This window comes from Pedobacter sp. CFBP9032 (assembly GCF_034045265.1).
Classification (GTDB): domain Bacteria; phylum Bacteroidota; class Bacteroidia; order Sphingobacteriales; family Sphingobacteriaceae; genus Pedobacter.
Genome location: NZ_JAXCWE010000004.1, coordinates 208883 through 224887, shown reverse-complemented (window position 1 = coordinate 224887; position 16005 = coordinate 208883). Strand labels below are relative to the sequence as shown.

General features: G+C 38.1%; 15 protein-coding genes. 8 read left to right on the top strand and 7 right to left on the bottom strand.

The features are described 5' to 3' along the window. Positions 1-25 precede the first annotated feature (25 nt). The 3 genes from trmD (at position 26) to SOM16_RS09625 (ending at position 2484) form a co-directional block, all read left to right on the top strand. Entirely contained in the window at positions 26-700 is a 675-nt protein-coding gene (trmD, locus tag SOM16_RS09635) for a tRNA (guanosine(37)-N1)-methyltransferase TrmD (protein WP_320463794.1), read from the top strand. Between the two features lie 137 nt (positions 701-837). Continuing rightward, positions 838-1185: a 50S ribosomal protein L19 gene (rplS, locus tag SOM16_RS09630; protein ID WP_025141628.1), complete on the top strand. Its 348-nt coding sequence runs from the start codon at positions 838-840 to the stop codon at positions 1183-1185. 123 nt (positions 1186-1308) lie between these two features. Continuing rightward, complete coding sequence (locus tag SOM16_RS09625) at positions 1309-2484, top strand: mechanosensitive ion channel family protein (protein WP_320463793.1); 1176 nt, start codon at positions 1309-1311, stop codon at positions 2482-2484. A 92-nt stretch (positions 2485-2576) separates the two neighbouring features. Here the strand turns inward: SOM16_RS09625 and SOM16_RS09620 are convergent, their stop codons facing one another. The 3 genes from SOM16_RS09620 to SOM16_RS09610 all read right to left on the bottom strand — a co-directional run bounded on the left by SOM16_RS09620 (position 2577) and on the right by SOM16_RS09610 (position 6065). Further along, on the bottom strand, positions 2577-3236 hold the full coding sequence (locus SOM16_RS09620) for a phosphatidylserine decarboxylase family protein (protein ID WP_320463792.1): 660 nt from the start codon (positions 3234-3236) through the stop codon (positions 2577-2579). Between the two features lie 52 nt (positions 3237-3288). After that, the gene (gene hpt, locus SOM16_RS09615; protein ID WP_320463791.1) at positions 3289-3831 is read right to left on the bottom strand and encodes a hypoxanthine phosphoribosyltransferase; all 543 of its coding nucleotides are present in this window, start codon (positions 3829-3831) and stop codon (positions 3289-3291) included. 86 nt (positions 3832-3917) lie between these two features. Next, positions 3918-6065 carry a biosynthetic peptidoglycan transglycosylase gene (locus SOM16_RS09610; RefSeq protein WP_320463790.1) on the bottom strand — a complete coding sequence of 716 codons (2148 nt, stop codon included), beginning with the start codon at positions 6063-6065 and terminating at the stop codon, positions 3918-3920. Positions 6066-6196: 131 nt separating this feature from the next. Between SOM16_RS09610 and SOM16_RS09605 the strand changes: the two genes are divergently transcribed. From SOM16_RS09605 to SOM16_RS09595, 3 genes are read left to right on the top strand one after another with little or no spacing between them, the layout of a single operon-like run. After that, positions 6197-7273, top strand: a complete 1077-nt coding sequence (locus tag SOM16_RS09605) for an Mrp/NBP35 family ATP-binding protein (protein ID WP_320463789.1) — start codon at positions 6197-6199, stop codon at positions 7271-7273. Between the two features lie 34 nt (positions 7274-7307). Beyond that, positions 7308-7553: a NifU family protein gene (locus SOM16_RS09600; protein ID WP_154280643.1), complete on the top strand. Its 246-nt coding sequence runs from the start codon at positions 7308-7310 to the stop codon at positions 7551-7553. 52 nt (positions 7554-7605) lie between these two features. Continuing rightward, positions 7606-8244, top strand: coding sequence for a hypothetical protein (locus tag SOM16_RS09595; protein WP_320463788.1), 639 nt, complete (start codon positions 7606-7608; stop codon positions 8242-8244). A 249-nt stretch (positions 8245-8493) separates the two neighbouring features. On the opposite strand, the gene def is transcribed toward SOM16_RS09595, so the two are convergent. The 4 genes from def to SOM16_RS09575 form a co-directional block, all read right to left on the bottom strand. Further along, the gene (def, locus tag SOM16_RS09590) at positions 8494-9054 is read right to left on the bottom strand and encodes a peptide deformylase (protein ID WP_320463787.1); all 561 of its coding nucleotides are present in this window, start codon (positions 9052-9054) and stop codon (positions 8494-8496) included. A gap of 104 nt (positions 9055-9158) precedes the next feature. Continuing rightward, the gene (locus SOM16_RS09585; protein WP_320463786.1) at positions 9159-10391 is read right to left on the bottom strand and encodes a pitrilysin family protein; all 1233 of its coding nucleotides are present in this window, start codon (positions 10389-10391) and stop codon (positions 9159-9161) included. Positions 10392-10417: 26 nt separating this feature from the next. After that, positions 10418-10870: a hypothetical protein gene (locus SOM16_RS09580; RefSeq protein WP_320463785.1), complete on the bottom strand. Its 453-nt coding sequence runs from the start codon at positions 10868-10870 to the stop codon at positions 10418-10420. 90 nt (positions 10871-10960) lie between these two features. Further along, entirely contained in the window at positions 10961-13111 is a 2151-nt protein-coding gene (locus SOM16_RS09575) for a S9 family peptidase (protein WP_320463784.1), read from the bottom strand. A gap of 224 nt (positions 13112-13335) precedes the next feature. On the opposite strand from SOM16_RS09575, the gene proB reads away from it, so the two are divergent. After that, positions 13336-14415, top strand: coding sequence for a glutamate 5-kinase (gene proB / locus SOM16_RS09570; RefSeq protein ID WP_320463783.1), 1080 nt, complete (start codon positions 13336-13338; stop codon positions 14413-14415). A gap of 263 nt (positions 14416-14678) precedes the next feature. Further along, entirely contained in the window at positions 14679-15926 is a 1248-nt protein-coding gene (locus SOM16_RS09565; protein WP_320463782.1) for a glutamate-5-semialdehyde dehydrogenase, read from the top strand. The last annotated feature ends 79 nt before the right edge of the window (positions 15927-16005 follow it).

The window sequence follows — 16005 nt, the reverse complement described above, 5'->3', positions numbered from 1 at the left end:
CAGACTAAAGACTTAACTTTGCGCCATGCGTTTCGATATCATTACCGTTTTACCAGCTCTTTTAGAAAGTCCTTTTGCCCATTCTATTTTGCAGCGCGCCCAAAAAAAGGGTATTGCAGAAATTGTTGTTCATAACCTGCGGGATTATTCAACCAATAAGCAAAAAAGTGTAGATGATTACCAATATGGTGGCGGAAGTGGAATGGTGATGAGTATTGAACCTTTTGCTGCATGTATAGAAAAGCTTCAGGCGGAAAGAGAATATGACGAGATCATATTCATGAGTCCCGATGGCGTAACGCTTAATCAGAGCACGGCTAATGAATTATCTGGCAAACAAAACATCATTATCCTTTGTGGCCATTACAAGGGGATAGATCAACGCATCCGGGATATTTTCGTTACGCGCGAGATCTCTGTTGGCGATTATGTGTTGAGTGGCGGAGAATTGCCGGCTGCGATAGTGGTAGACGCAGTGGTGCGTTTGATTCCAGGTGTTCTGAATGACGAAACCTCTGCCCTTTCTGATAGTTTTCAGGGAGAGTTATTGGATGCGCCGGTTTATACCCGCCCGGCAGATTGGAAAGGCCATAAGGTGCCAGATATTTTATTAAGTGGGCATGAAGCGAAAGTGAATGAATGGCGACATGAACAGGCCTTAGAGCGGACAAAACAACGTCGGCCTGACCTTTTGGAATAGAAGAGTTTACACCTGCTTAATGTGGAATTCTAAAAGAATGTGGAAAAAATAAAATTAGTTTTTTTAATTGAAAAAAAATCCCTAATATTGCAATCCGAATTTCACGGGTTGAAATATCGATTTAATAGCTTAAAATCATGGATTTAGTAAAATTTGTTGAAGAGCAGGCCATCGCGAAAAAAGATTTTCCTGCGTTCAAGTCTGGCGATACAGTGAGCGTACACTATAAAATTCGCGAAGGTAATAAAGAACGTATTCAAATTTACCAAGGTGTTGTAATTCAACGTAACAGTGCTGGTGCTAACGAAACTTTCACAGTTCGTAAAATGAGCAACAGTATTGGCGTAGAGCGTATTTTCCCTATCAATTCTCCTAATATTGAGAAGGTAGAAGTAAATAGCTATGGTAAAGTTCGTAGAGCGAAATTGTTCTATTTACGTGCTTTAACTGGTAAAGCTGCTCGTATCAAATCTTTGAGAAAATAATACTCTTTATTATAAGATATAGCCTTCACGATTAGTTTCGTGGAGGTTTTTTCGTTTACACCGCTTATTAGAAATGTTTTTAGCAGAAATCTCATTATTACCTAAAATTTTAGATATTTATATATGTTAGACACTGCTTTTTTCGAACAGGTATTTTGGGGCAATACGGTTAAGGCCTACTGCCTGTTTGGTGCAATTCTTTTCCTGGGGATAATTCTTAAAAGAGTTTTTTCTAAGTTGCTAAGTAAACTCCTATTTAAGCTTTTTAAAAATTTCTCTCAGCAATCGCATGATGATGCCTTTGTGGCCTTGCTCGTAAAACCGATTGAGGTGTTTATTCAACTAACTACCCTTTACCTGGCCATTAATCAATTAAAGCACCCACTTGAGGTGGCCATATTTCATTACAGAAAGTTAGTTGGGAAAGTAAAAATATCCGTTCCGGTAAGCCTGGGCGATTGTATAGACAGGATTTTTCTGTTTATGATTATTCTTTCCGTCTTCTGGATTATTTTAAGAATTATTGATTTTATCAGTCATGTATTGTTGTTCAAAGCCTCACTAACAAGCAATAAATCCGATGATCAACTGGTGCCCTTTCTAAAGGAGCTTTTTAAAACCTTGATCATCTTCATTGGTTTCTTTACGCTGTTGGGCTTTGTGTTTGAAGTGAATGTATTAACCCTGATTACCGGTTTAGGAATTGGTGGGATCGCAATCGCGCTGGCCGCAAAGGAAAGCCTCGAGAACCTGATCGGATCTTTCACTATATTTCTGGATAAGCCCTTTGTAGTAGGCGATCTGGTTAAGGTGGATGGTGTAGAAGGAACGGTAGAGAAAGTTGGGTTCAGAAGCACCAGGATCCGTACTTCAGAACGCACAATGGCAACTATCCCTAATCGTGGGATGATTGATGGTGTTTTGGAAAACCTTTCGCTTAGAAACTCCCGGAAGGTAAACTTTACAATTGGTTTAACTTATGAAACTACTGCAGAATCTGTAAAGCGAATTGTAACCGAAATTGAAGCTTACATCAATGCACACGAAGGCACAAGTGGCGATGGAACGGCTTCTTTTAAAAGCTTTGGTGACTCTGGATTGATTGTGGAAATTAATTACTTTGTTACCATATTGAACAATGATACATTTTTAGATATCCGACAGGAAATTAACCTGGAGATTATGGATATTGTAATGCGTAATCAATCGGATTTTGCTTATCCTACCCAACGTTTAATCAGCGATCGTCCATTGGCTTCAGATGCTGAAAAAGAAGTCGGGAATGACGCGACGGATTAAGTTTGTTTTCTGTTTTTTTATCCGCTAAAAAAAGAAAACCCCAATTCGGAATTGTTTCCAAATTGGGGTTTTTATATTATAGTACCAACTGCTTAACTTAAAGTAGCCAGTGTGGTGATGCCACCTTTTACTACCTGATTAAGTTCTACGTTAACCTTCGTTCCAACAGGTAGAAATACATCAACCCTGGATCCAAATTTAATAAAACCAAATTGCTCGGTTTGGACTACCTGATCTCCTTCTTTTACATACCACACAATTCTTCTGGCTAGAGCGCCTGCAATTTGGCGGAACAAAACAGGTACCCCACTTTTATTCTCTACCACAGTGGTGGTGCGTTCATTTTCTGTAGATGATTTTGGGTTCCAGGCTGCCAGATATTTTCCAGGATGGTATTTGAAGAATTTTACCACTCCAGAAATGGGGTTTCTATTGATGTGTACGTTAACCGGAGACATAAAAATAGATACCTGTAAGCGTTTATCTTTAAAGTATTCACCTTCTAATGTTTCTTCAATTACCACTACTTTGCCATCTGCAGGGCATATTACCAGGTGATCGCCAGCAGAAAAGCTGCGGCTTGGGTTTCTGAAAAACTGCAATACAATAATAAATAAGGCAGCAGAAAAAATGTAGATAAACCAACGTAACCAGGTAATGTCATAGTATTTGTAATCAACAACGGCATTGATAACGAAAATAAGTAAAATGGTTATGGCTATAGTGGTATAGCCTTCTTTGTGTATGGTCATGGTGATGAATTATTGGGCAAAGGTGCAAAAAATAAATTAATCCACTTAAAAATTATCCCTCAGTAGCCCGGTAAATATCTATCAGGTTTCTTCCCAAGCCGTTATAATCTAATCCGTAACCGACTACAAATTCGTTAGGAATTTCAAAACCAATGTATGCCAAATCATCAATATCATGTTTCAACGCTGCTGGTTTTAATAGTAGTGAAGCAACTTTTACTGAAGCAGGATTTTTTTCATTAATCATTTTAAGAATGTGTGTTAAAGTTAAGCCGGTATCTACAATATCTTCAACAATAATAATATCCCGGCCCTCAATGTTTGTTGGCAGACCGATCAATTCTTTAACCTCACCAGAACTGGATGTGCCTTCATATGATGCTACACGTATAAAAGCGATTTCACAAGGAATATTAACTTCTTTAACTAAATCTGCCATAAACAGAAAACTCCCGTTTAATACCCCTATAAACAACGGACACTTATCTTCATAATCCACATTGAGCTGAATGCCCATTAAACGAATCCGTTTAATAATAATATCGTTTTCTAAAAAGATTTCAAACTCCTTATCCTCTACTTTTATTTTGTGCATGTTGTTGCTGTAATATTTAATGTTATAAAGTTGAATGGTTAGTTAACCACGGCTATTAGTTAAAATCACTTAGGTGAAAAATTAACTCAACCTCCGTTTTCAAGCTCCTTTTCCCGTCTTCGCTGTTCTCTCCGCTCTTGTCTTAATTGTTTTTTAGATTTAGTAGTATCAGCTTGTTTGACGCTCGAAGTATCCTTTCTGCCACCGCCAAAAATACGGTCGAAAAGATTTTTATTATTATCCTGCATAATCACAGGAGGCATTCCTTCGTCATCATCCCCATCAAATGCAGTAGTATCAACCGCGGCAGTATCGGGAGCTAAATATTGCCGTAAGCCTTCTCTCAACCTAACATTATAAAAACCGTAACCAGCAGTATCGGCAGGGGTTAAACCTCTTCTGGCCATAATATTCCCCATAAAACGGAAATAGTTGAACATGTAAGGCTTCAGGCCACCGCCAGCCATAAATTTGTACATAGATGCTTTTGGCTTGGGTACAATACTGGCTAGAAATAATCCATCACCGATAGTTAAATCTGCAGGTTGTTTTCCGAAATAATATCTTGATGCCTCCCCGATGCCGTAGATGTTTTTGCCCAATTCCATAATGTTGAAATACACTTCCAACATCCTGTTTTTGCTTACCAGGTGATTGTGTTCAATTAACCAAACGATCAGAATCTCTTCTGCCTTCCGGGCTAAGGTTTTCTGACGGCTTAAGTAAACATTTTTAACCAACTGCATACTGATGGTACTTCCTCCGCGCTTAAATTTCTTTTCTTTATAATTTACAGCGATTGATTTCCGGATAGATTCTTCTACAAAACCATTGTGTGTAAAAAAAGATGGATCTTCTGCCGTTAATACTGCATTGATGAAGTTTTTAGAGATTTGATTTAATGGTGTGAAGTTGGGATTGGATGGCCCGATTGTGATGTCTCGCATCGGTTTACCATACTCATATGGTGTGTATACGAATGGACTGTTAATTTTTTGAAGATCAGTTTTCCCCCATTTGGTTATTTTAAAATCAACAGGCGTTAAAGTAGAACTGAAACGAACACTATCTGGAATTTTGGTGTCCAGGTAAAAATTCAGATTGTACTTCACCTTTCCCTGTACTTTAAGTCCTTCCAAAGACTCAAATAAACCTTGCGGAAAGGCATCCAAAACACCTTGTGCATCTTGTTCTTCTGCTGTTAGTTTTAACTCGTAAATCTTGTTTTTTCCTAACGTGTATTTGATGTATGGGTGGATTTGAGCCGTTTTAAGGAAAGCAGTTGAAGTGCTATCCAATGTGATGTAATTTGGACCAACTAAAATATCTGCATCCAATTTTGCGCTTTGTACAATAATATCGTTTGAAGCAATACGCGGCTGATTTATCAGCATATTCTTCACCGACCAGGAACCTGAGATTTTATAGTCATTGCCACTGTATTTCGCGTTTTTCAACTCGGTTTGCAGGGTGTCAAAACTCAGTTTAGCATGCAGTTTATTGTTTAGATAAGGCAATTCTAGTTTCTTTCCGTCAGCGTAAGCTGTGAAACTTAACTCCTTACTTCCAGGATTTACGTAACCGTCTACATGCCAGGTAGATTCTCCATTATTAACGTTAATGGTTGATTTTAAATCTCCACCATCAATCACCGCTGCAGTTGCAAAGCTAAGTTGCGCGGTATCATGATCATTGAATTTGAAAACCATATCTTTAACATCCATATCATCAGGAATTTTATATAAAACCTGATTCAGAATATTATTGGCAATCTCAGCCAGATTCGATTTGCCTTTATTCTCGGTACTGTCTTTTTTCTTCCTTTTTAAAATAAAATCAATGTTTGTAGTAGAATCTTTTAAAACCACACTCACAAAGCCGTCGCTCATTTCGACTTCCGATAATTTAACATTACCAAAGATCAGGGGAAATAGTTTTACGCCGATGCTGAGTTCTCCTATGTTGGAAAGCGTATCGCGATCTTTAGGAACTACAGAAATAGCCGTCATTTTTACGGTACTCAAACCTGTAAATCCGGCAGAGCCGATCTTTACTTCTAAGCCATAGTCTTTATCTGCTTTAGCTATTGCTTTGGCCACCATTTTCTTCAGGAGGGCTTCCCTTTTAGAATAGGCAACAGCGCCCAGAGAGATACAAACAATTAAAAAAACACCTAAAACCCAGGCTCCGATTTTTAAATATTTTTTGGGGATCTTGATTTTTGGTATTCGCATATGGTCGTTAAAATGGTTAATTGCTTAAACGTAACAATTAAATGTTTATTTCGTGTTAAAATTACAGTTTAAAAGGCTAAATAAAAGTATTTGTGGCTATGTTTTGTTAATTTTGAATTTAAACTAATACAATGCAAATTAGCCCGCAACAAGTTTTAGATGCACTTAAAAATGTAGAAGATCCGGATCTTAAAAAAGATTTGGTCACCTTAAACATGATTAAGGATTTAAAAATTTCTGAACACCTCGTAAGTTTTACGCTTGAGCTTACTACGCCCGCATGCCCAATGAAGGAGATGCTGAAAAATGCCTGTACAAATGCCATTAAGCATTTTGTATCTGCAGATGCTGAAGTGGCCATTAATGTTACTTCAAGAGTTACCCAGCCAACTCATTCATCATCACTGGATAACATCAAAAATATTATTTTAGTTTCTTCAGGGAAAGGTGGTGTTGGCAAATCTACCGTATCTAGTAACCTTGCAGTAGTGCTGGCGAAAGATGGCGCTAAAGTAGGCTTAATAGATGCTGATATTTATGGCCCATCAGTACCAACCATGTTTGATTTGGTTGATGCAAAACCTGGAGCAGAGGAAACGGCAGATGGGAAAACCAAAATCATTCCGATTGAAAAATATGGAATAAAAATCTTATCACTAGGCTTCTTTGCAGATCCAGGTCAGCCGGTGCCATGGCGTGGTCCGATGGCTTCGAATGCGGTAAAGCAATTATTTAATGATACCAACTGGGGCGAACTGGATTATTTAATTGTAGATCTTCCACCAGGAACGGGCGATATTCACATCACCATTACGCAAAGTTTTCCCATTTCGGGTGCGGTTGTGGTAACTACGCCACAGCAGGTTGCACTGGCAGATACGCATAAAGGACTGGCAATGTTTAAAATGCCGGGAATTAATATTCCGATTTTAGGCGTGGTGGAAAATATGTCTTATTTTACACCAGAAGAATTACCGGATAACAAGTACTATATTTTTGGTAAGGGTGGTGGAACGAAGCTTGCGGAGCGATTTGATGTGCCATTTTTGGGCGAAATTCCAATTATCCAGAGCATTTCTGAAGCTGGAGATAATGGCAAACCTGTAGCACTAAACCAAAATCCATTGTTGGATGTTATATTTGGAGATATCGCGAGTAAGATTGCGCAACAAATATCCATCAACAATGCACAAATGGTGAATTGCTAAAAAATTACTATTTTTATATTTTAAAAAACTTATAATGAATTTAACAGAGCAAGTAGAACAGGCATTGGAAACTATAAGGCCATATTTAAAGGCTGATGGAGGTGATGTTTCTGTTGAAGAAATTACAGCCGAGGGTACCGTAAAGCTTAAGCTATTGGGTAACTGCGGCTCCTGCCCAATGAGTTTCATGACCATGAAATCTGGTATCGAGCAGGCAATTATGAAAGCTGTACCTCAAATTACCTCAGTGGTTGCCGTGAATATGGCAGAGCAAGATTAGCTTTAACACTATTTAACAAGGAAGTTTTATTTTTAAAATTACTTTTGTCACAATGAAATATTGTGTAGCCCTAATTTGCTTATTTTTTTCCGTTGCCAGTTTTGCCCAGCAAAGACCGGCCCGGGAAAAACTTATCCAATTTTCAGGGATCATCACTGATATTGATAGTTCAAATGTAATTCCTTATGTTACCATTACCAATTTGTCTGCAAATAGCAAGCGTATCGCTGCAGATTACAGGGGTTATTTTACATTTATCGTAAATCCGGGAGATACCATTCTATTCACCGCCATTGGTTATAAAAAATTCTCTACCGTTATTCCAGAAGGTACGCCAGATAGTAAGTATACCATTATGGTTAAACTGAAATCTAATGTAATCGATTTACCTTCGGTTCGTGTTTTTCCCTGGGCAACAACAGAAGAATTTACCCGCGAGTTTCTGTCCATGAAACTTGCGGATGATGATATGGCGATTGCCAAAAAGAATCTTTCCAGGTCATCAATTGATGGATTGATCCAAACGCTACCTCGTGATGGACAGGAAATTGGCAGTCAGAACTACCGTTACAACTTCGACAGAATGATTAATAAAAATATGGTGCAAACTAATCCTTTATTAAATCCTTTTGCATGGGGGAAATTGATGCAGCAGATTTTCGACGGGGATAAGAAGAGAAACGAAAATTAGTTTGGAGTCTGGAGTTAGGAGTCCTGGGCGTTCAACCTATAGCTTAAAAGCATTATGAACAGCTATGTCTGACTAATACTTAAGTCTGGAGTTAGGAGTTAGGAGTCCTGGGCGTTCAACCTATAGCTTAAAAAGCATTATGAACAGCTATATCTGACTAATACTTAAGTCGTGAGTTATAAGCCTGAAGTCTTGGGCATTCAAAAAACGATATGGGAAGATGTTGCCATCTTCCCATTCAATAAATTTTTATCTTTTTTTACTCTTATTTGGAAATTTCATCTTATAATCCGTTTGGATATTTCCTTTTGAAATTGCATCCAATTTGCTTTTAAGCATCGTTTTACGCAAAACGCTAACCTTATCTGTAAATAATTTTCCTTCAATGTGATCATATTCATGTTGAATTACACGCGCTGGCATTCCATCAACATCATCTGTATGTTCTACAAAGTTTTCATCGAGGTAATTAATTTTAATATTTGGTTTTCGGGAAATGTTTTCACGGATATCCGGAATGCTTAAGCAGCCTTCGTTAAAAAACCACGGCTCTCCTGTTTCTTCTATAATCTTTGCATTGATAAATACCTTTTTATAGCCAGGCGTTCCATCCTCATCTTCGCCTATATCAACAATAAACAAACGAATCGGAAGGCCAATCTGAGGAGCAGCTAAGCCAACCCCATTTGCATAATACATGGTATCAAACATGTCGCTAATCAGCTTTTGCAATTCAGGATAATCTTTATCGATATCAGTTCCAACCTTTTTTAAAACGGGGTCTCCGTAAGCAACTATAGGTAATTTCATTATGTAATAGTTTTTATTTCGCCAGCCATTAAAGAGCATTGAAGCAATACCTAAAGTCTGGCAATACCAATCGAATCAACGAATTGTATTTGCAAAAATAACAATTATTCTGCTATTGGCGAGAAAGTAAAGATGTTAAGGTTTTCGATATCTAAAACCTCATCCACAATTTGTGCAATTTCTTGTGTGGTAACGTCATTTATTTTCTTAAAAACAGTTTCAAGAGCGTCTATTCTGTTGTGATCAATTAAGCTTTTCGCCATAGAGATAATCAGTCCGATTCTATTTTCTTCCCCTAAAGCAATCTGACCAATAAATTTATTTTTGGCTTTTTGTAATTGAAGGTCATTTAAAGGATTTTCCCTCAATTTTTTAATTTCTTTAAAAATTAAAGACAGTGCCCTGGCATGTTTTTCTTTATCTGTTCCAAAATAGATGGAGAAAATTCCGGTGTCACTTAGCGGCGAAAAGTTAGATTCAATAGTATATGCAATTCCATATTTTTCCCTAATCTGCAAATTCAACACCGAACTCATTCCATTTCCGCCGAAATAGTTGTTTAAAAGCATTAAACCAACTTTTTCTTTTTGGTGCGCAGAATAAGTCTGCGTGCCTAATATGCAATGCGCTTGCATAATCGGTTTATATATTGTGGTTGTAGTTGGTTTTAAAACAGCAGGTTTTATTCTGTGTATTGCAGGTGTATTTTCCTCAACATTGCCAAAATGCTTAGTGCCTTTTTTTACTACGCTGTTGAGGCTATAGTTTCCAATTACTGCTACCACAATTTCATTGGTGCGATAATTCGCTTTTCTAAAATTAATTACATCTTCCCGGGTGAAGCTTTGCACCGATTCTGTTGTGCCGAGGATGTTATTGCCGAGTGGATTTCCCGCAAATAACATGTCTTCAAAATCATCGTTAATGGCTTCTTCCGGTTGATCCAGATAGGATGCAATTTCATCCAGAATTACACTTTTCTCTTTATCCATCTCCTCCTCCGGGAAGGTAGAATGGAAAATTATATCATTAAAAAGATCTAATGTACGGTCTAAATAAGGATTCAAAAATGAAGCATGAACGCAGGTATATTCTTTAGTGGTATAGGCATTTAAATCTGCACCTACGCTTTCTAATCGATTTAAAATCTGGTTCGTGCTGCGTTTCTCAGTACGCTTAAAGATCAGATGTTCGATGAAATGTGCTAAGCCAGCTTTATTTTCAGTTTCATCGCGTGAGCCGGTATTAATGATGATGCAGGCATGAGATATGGCTGAGGCCGATGGCACGTGCAACAAGCGAATGCCGTTCGGTAAAGTGTGAACATTGTATTCCATTAGCAGACAAAGATACGGCTAAATGATTACAATGTTTCGGTATCAGGATATTGCAATTGTAAAGTGGATATCAATTTATCTTTTGTTGGCCTGTTGCGGATGAGGAAAATTAAGTTAGCTGCAGCAAAAATTAGAAAGAACGCATTGTGTGATATAAAGGTACCCACAAGGTTGAAAAGCGCACCGCCTTCTAACAGTGCAGCGCTTACGATAAATGCGGTTTGGTATTGGTTTATTTTCACATCAACAGAAGCTGCTTTATCAATTTTCGATATTAAATTTTTATAAGCAATGATGCTTACTGAAATGGTAATCAAGCCTACGATCGGAAATATGGGATTGAAAGGTGCTGTATTAGTCGGATTGGCATCAAAGTAAAACTGATCTTTATTGATAAAGCTGGTGACTGCTGCGAAGAGAAATACGCCAAAGCACAATGCCAGATGAATAACTTGAAGCTGTTTTAATTTAGAATTCATTTAGGATTTAGATTGGATGTTGAGGTGAGTTATAAAACAAAGGTTAAGCCTGTTGAAATAGCTAAATTTCAACAGGCTTAACATTAAAAGTTATTTAGTAATTCCTTCCAGTTTAAAGAAGAAAGCATAGCCTAAAGCTTCTTCTTTGAGGTAATCAAAGCGACCGGATGCACCACCATGGCCAAATTCCATATTGGTTTTTAGGAACAATACATTTTGATCTGTTTTCATTGCCCTTAACTTTGCCACCCATTTCGCAGGTTCAAAGTATTGTACCTGGCTATCGTGTAAACCCGTTGTGACTAGCATATTCGGATAAGCTTTTTTCTCCACGTTTTCGTAAGGAGAATAACTTTTCATGTAATCGTAAGCATCTTTCTTCTTTGGATTTCCCCATTCATCGAACTCGTTTGTGGTAAGTGGGATACTTTCATCCAACATGGTGTTTACTACATCAACAAAAGGTACATCGGCAATTACACCATTCCATAAATCAGGAGCAAGATTTACAACGGCACCCATTAACAAGCCGCCCGCACTTCCACCATTGGCGTATAAATGGCCTTTGGAAGTATATTTTTGATCAATTAGGTATTCGCCTGCGGCAATAAAATCCGTGAAAGTATTTTTCTTTTTCATCAACTTACCATCTTCATACCATTGGCGGCCCATTTCTTGTCCGCCGCGAATATTCGCAATAGCGAAAACAAAACCGCGATCCAGCAAGCTTAACCGAACAGAAGAAAAATAAACATCAGAATTTGAGCCATAAGAACCGTATCCGTAAAGAAGCAACGGTGATTGACCATTCTTTTCAAAGCCCTTTTTATACACCAATGCAACCGGAATTTTAGTTCCATCTTTTGCGGTTGCAAAAATGCGTTCTGTTACATAATCTTTAGGATTATAGCCTCCAACAACTTCTTGCTGTTTCATTAGCTTTTGTGTTTTCTTTTCCAGGTCATAATCATAAACCGAACTCGGCGTAGTTAATGATGTATAAGAATAACGCAAGGTTTTGCTGTCATATTCCGGGTTAGCGCCAATACCTGCATCGTAGGCAGGCTCATCAAATTTGATGTAATAATCGCCACCGCTTTTCTTTAGCACACGCAATTCCGTTAAGCCATTTTTGCGCTCTGATAATACGGTGTAATCTTTAAATTCTTCGGCGCTTTCCAGAAGAACATCCGTACGGTGAGGAATCACTTCTTTCCAGTTTTCCTTTTCTGTTTTATCCAACGGGCATTCCATTAACCGGAAATTCTTTGCCTTCCAGTTCGTGAGAATTAAAAACTTCCCATCAACTGGCATTACATCATAAAGAACATCTTTAGATCGCGCTGCGAAAACTTTAAAATCAGTCTCCGGGTGGTCAGCATCAATCATTTTATATTCAGAAGTTAGCGTACCTTGCGAAGCAATAAAAATATACTTTCCGTTTTTTGATTTTCCTACACCAATATAATTCGTATTGTCTTTCTCATCGTAAACGACTACATCTTTTTTTGCATCAGCACCTAGCGTATGTTTTTTTATCTTCTCACTTAATAAAGTAATTGGATTTTTTGAGGTATAAAACAACGTTTTATTGTCGTTTGCCCAGGCACCCGGGCCTTCGGTATTGGTAATGGCATCTTTATAAATCTCGCCTGTTTCGAGGTTTTTCACTTGAATAGTATATTGTCTGCGGGAAACTTTATCTACCCCAAATGCTAATAATTTATTATCTGGACTCACTTTAAAGCCATTTGCACTGAAATAAGAATGTCCTTTGGCCATTTCATCAACATCAAGCAATATTTCTTCCGGGGCGGTTAAACTTCCTTTTTTACGACAGTATTTGAAATATTGTTTACCATCTTCTGTGCGTGAATAATAGAAATAGCCATTTCTGAAAACAGGGACAGATTCGTCCTTTTCCTTAATTCGTCCTTTCATTTCTTTAAATAGATCAGCCTGAAAAGCATCGGTACTTTTCATCATTTCATCGAGATATTTATTTTCTGCCGTTAGGTAATTAACCACTTTGGTACTGTCTGGTCCTTTTTTGAAGTAATCAATCATCCAGTAATAATTATCCACCACCGTATCGCCGTGAATAGTACGTTTATGCGGAATAATTTCCGCCACAGGTGCCTTTGCAGCTGGCCATTCTATAGGTTTCATTTCTTTTTTTTGAGGATTATTACAAGCTGAAATTGCGCCAAGCAAAATCAGCGAAGGTAAAATACGTTTCATGTTTGGTTCAGGTTAGGTGATGGCAATTTAATGAAATAGTTCATTAGTTCAATGTTATTGGTTCAGAAGTATTATGGGGGTTATTAGGTTGATCGGCTTCGAACGCCAGACGCTCAACTTCAAACTAATTATCATTTTCGTAAAAATCGATCGAGCCTATAGATAATCATCTGAATTAATAAAATAGATGTTAAATTGCCAAAGCAAATGGCATTAATATAGTAATGAAGTTAGGGTATAAAAAAATAATAGTTAAAGTTGGTTCGAATGTAATTACGCAGGAGAATGGACTGCCAGATGAAGGAAGAATTAATCATTTGGTAGATCAGTTGGCAGAAATTAAGAAGCAAGGTATAGAAGTTATTTTGGTTTCTTCCGGAGCTGTTGCAGCTGGCAGAAGTTTAATTAAAGTTTCTGAAAGGCAGGATGCAGTTACCACCCGACAACTATTGGCGGCCATTGGTCAGGTAAAACTGATTAATACCTATTCTAATTTTTTCGCCGAACATCAGATTAAGTGTGCCCAGGTGTTGGTGACTAAGGAAGATTTTCGTGATCGTGCCCATTACCTGAACATGAAAAATTGTATGCAAATTCTGTTGCAGAACGATGTGATTCCGGTGGTGAATGAAAATGATGTAGTTTCTGTTACTGAATTGATGTTTACTGATAATGATGAGTTGGCAGGATTAATTGCCTCTATGCTAAATGCTGATGCCTTAATTATTCTTTCGAACGTAAATGGGATTTATAACGGCGATCCGAAAGTTGAGGGTTCGCAGGTGATTGAAAAGATTTCAGGAACTGTTTCCAATCTGGCTTCCTTTATTCAAACCGGAAAATCGCAGTTTGGCCGGGGCGGAATGATTACCAAATCGACCATGGCGCAAAAAGTGGCTAAACTTGGCATCACCGTTCATATTGCGAATGGTACCCAGGATAATGTGTTAACTGCTTTGCTTGATCAGGATTTAATTCATACGCGATTTGTTCCGGAAAAAAGTAAATCAGGGAAGAAAAAATGGATTGCGCATTCTGAAACAGCGGCAACGGGCATTGTTAAGTTAAATGATGGAGCGAAAACAGTGTTAACATCTGGTAAAGCCACCAGCTTGTTACCCGTTGGGATTATAGAAATTCAAACAGATTTTTTAAAAGGTGATATTATTAAGATTATTGATGAACAGAATCTGCTAATTGGTTTAGGGATTGCAGAATATGGATCGGATAAAGCAAGAGAGCGAATTGGTCAAAAGAAGCAAAAAGCCTTGGTACATTATGATTATTTTTATTCGGCTATATGAGCTGAAAGCCTAAAGCAGAAAGACCAAAGCGGAAAGTCTAAAGCGGAAAGACCAAAGCGGAAAGGCTATAGCAATTGTAATTAAAGTAAATTTATCGCAGCGGTCAATGCGGTTTAAGACATAATGAATTATAGAGGTGGTATCCGTACACTAGGCCGCAGTTTTTAACTGGTGACGTCGGAATTGCAAGGTGGAAGCAGTCTTTCTGCTCCTATTCTTGATGCTTACTACTAAACACCCACAACTCAACACGCACAATAAACATGAACTACTCCACATCCTTCGAAAAAGCTAAAAAAGCGACTCGAGATCTGATCAGTCTATCTAAAGAAAAAGTAAATACTGTGCTTGCTGATTTGGCAACGGCTTTAGTGGATAATACAGCAGTCATTTTGCAGGAAAATGAGAACGATCTCGCTAAGATGCCCACCGAAGATCCAAAATATGATCGTCTAAAACTAACAGCGACTCGTGTTGCAGATATTGCTAATGATGTTAGAAATGTGCAGAACTTAGTTAGTCCACTGAATGAAGTACTATCTGAAAAGGTTTTAGAAAATGGTTTAGATTTAAAAAAGATCCGCGTTCCGCTTGGGGTGGTTGGCGTAATCTACGAAGCCCGGCCAAATGTTACGGCAGATGTGTTTTCATTGTGTTTCAAAACCGGAAACGTAGCGGTTTTAAAAGGCGGAAGCGATGCTGAATTCTCCAATCTGGCGATTGCCAAGATTATTCACAGTGTTTTAGCTGCGCACAATATTAATCTAGATGTGTTGACATTATTGCCAGCTGAACGTGCTGCAACTGAAGCATTGTTAAATGCAAGGGGTTTTGTAGATGTGTTGATTCCACGTGGAAGTCAATCGTTGATTACTTACGTTCGGGAGTATAGTAAAATCCCAGTTATTGAAACGGGAGCTGGAATTGTACATACTTATTTCGATGAGACTGGAGATCTGGAGAAAGGAAAGACAATCATCTTCAATGCTAAAACAAGAAGGGTGAGCGTTTGTAATTCACTAGATTGTGTGCTGATTCATGAACAGAGATTGGCTGATTTGTCTGAACTTTTATTACCGCTGGCTGATGGAAAAGTTGAACTTTTTGCTGATGAAAGGAGCTTTGCTATTTTACAATCAACCTATCCTTCACACTTGTTAAACGTGGCTCAGGCAGAACACTTCGGGATTGAATTTTTATCCTTAAAACTTGCCGTCAAAATAGTTGAAAATTTAGATGAAGCATTAGATCATATTGCCGTTTATAGTTCAAAACACAGTGAGGCCATTATTTCTGAAAATGCAGAACACATTACAAGATTTCTAAATGAGGTGGATGCCGCTGCGGTTTACGCCAATACCTCTACAGGCTTTACCGATGGTGGTCAGTTTGGCCTGGGCGCAGAAATTGGCATCAGCACACAAAAACTCCATGCCCGCGGCCCAATGGGTTTGGAAGAATTAACGAGTTATAAATGGGTGGTTCGAGGGGATGGACAGGTGAGGAAATAGATTTGAGGGAGATAAGAAGAACAGCACATTTCAGGGTGCAGGAAGACAATCTTATTTCTTTCACTGAAAAAAGAGTTAA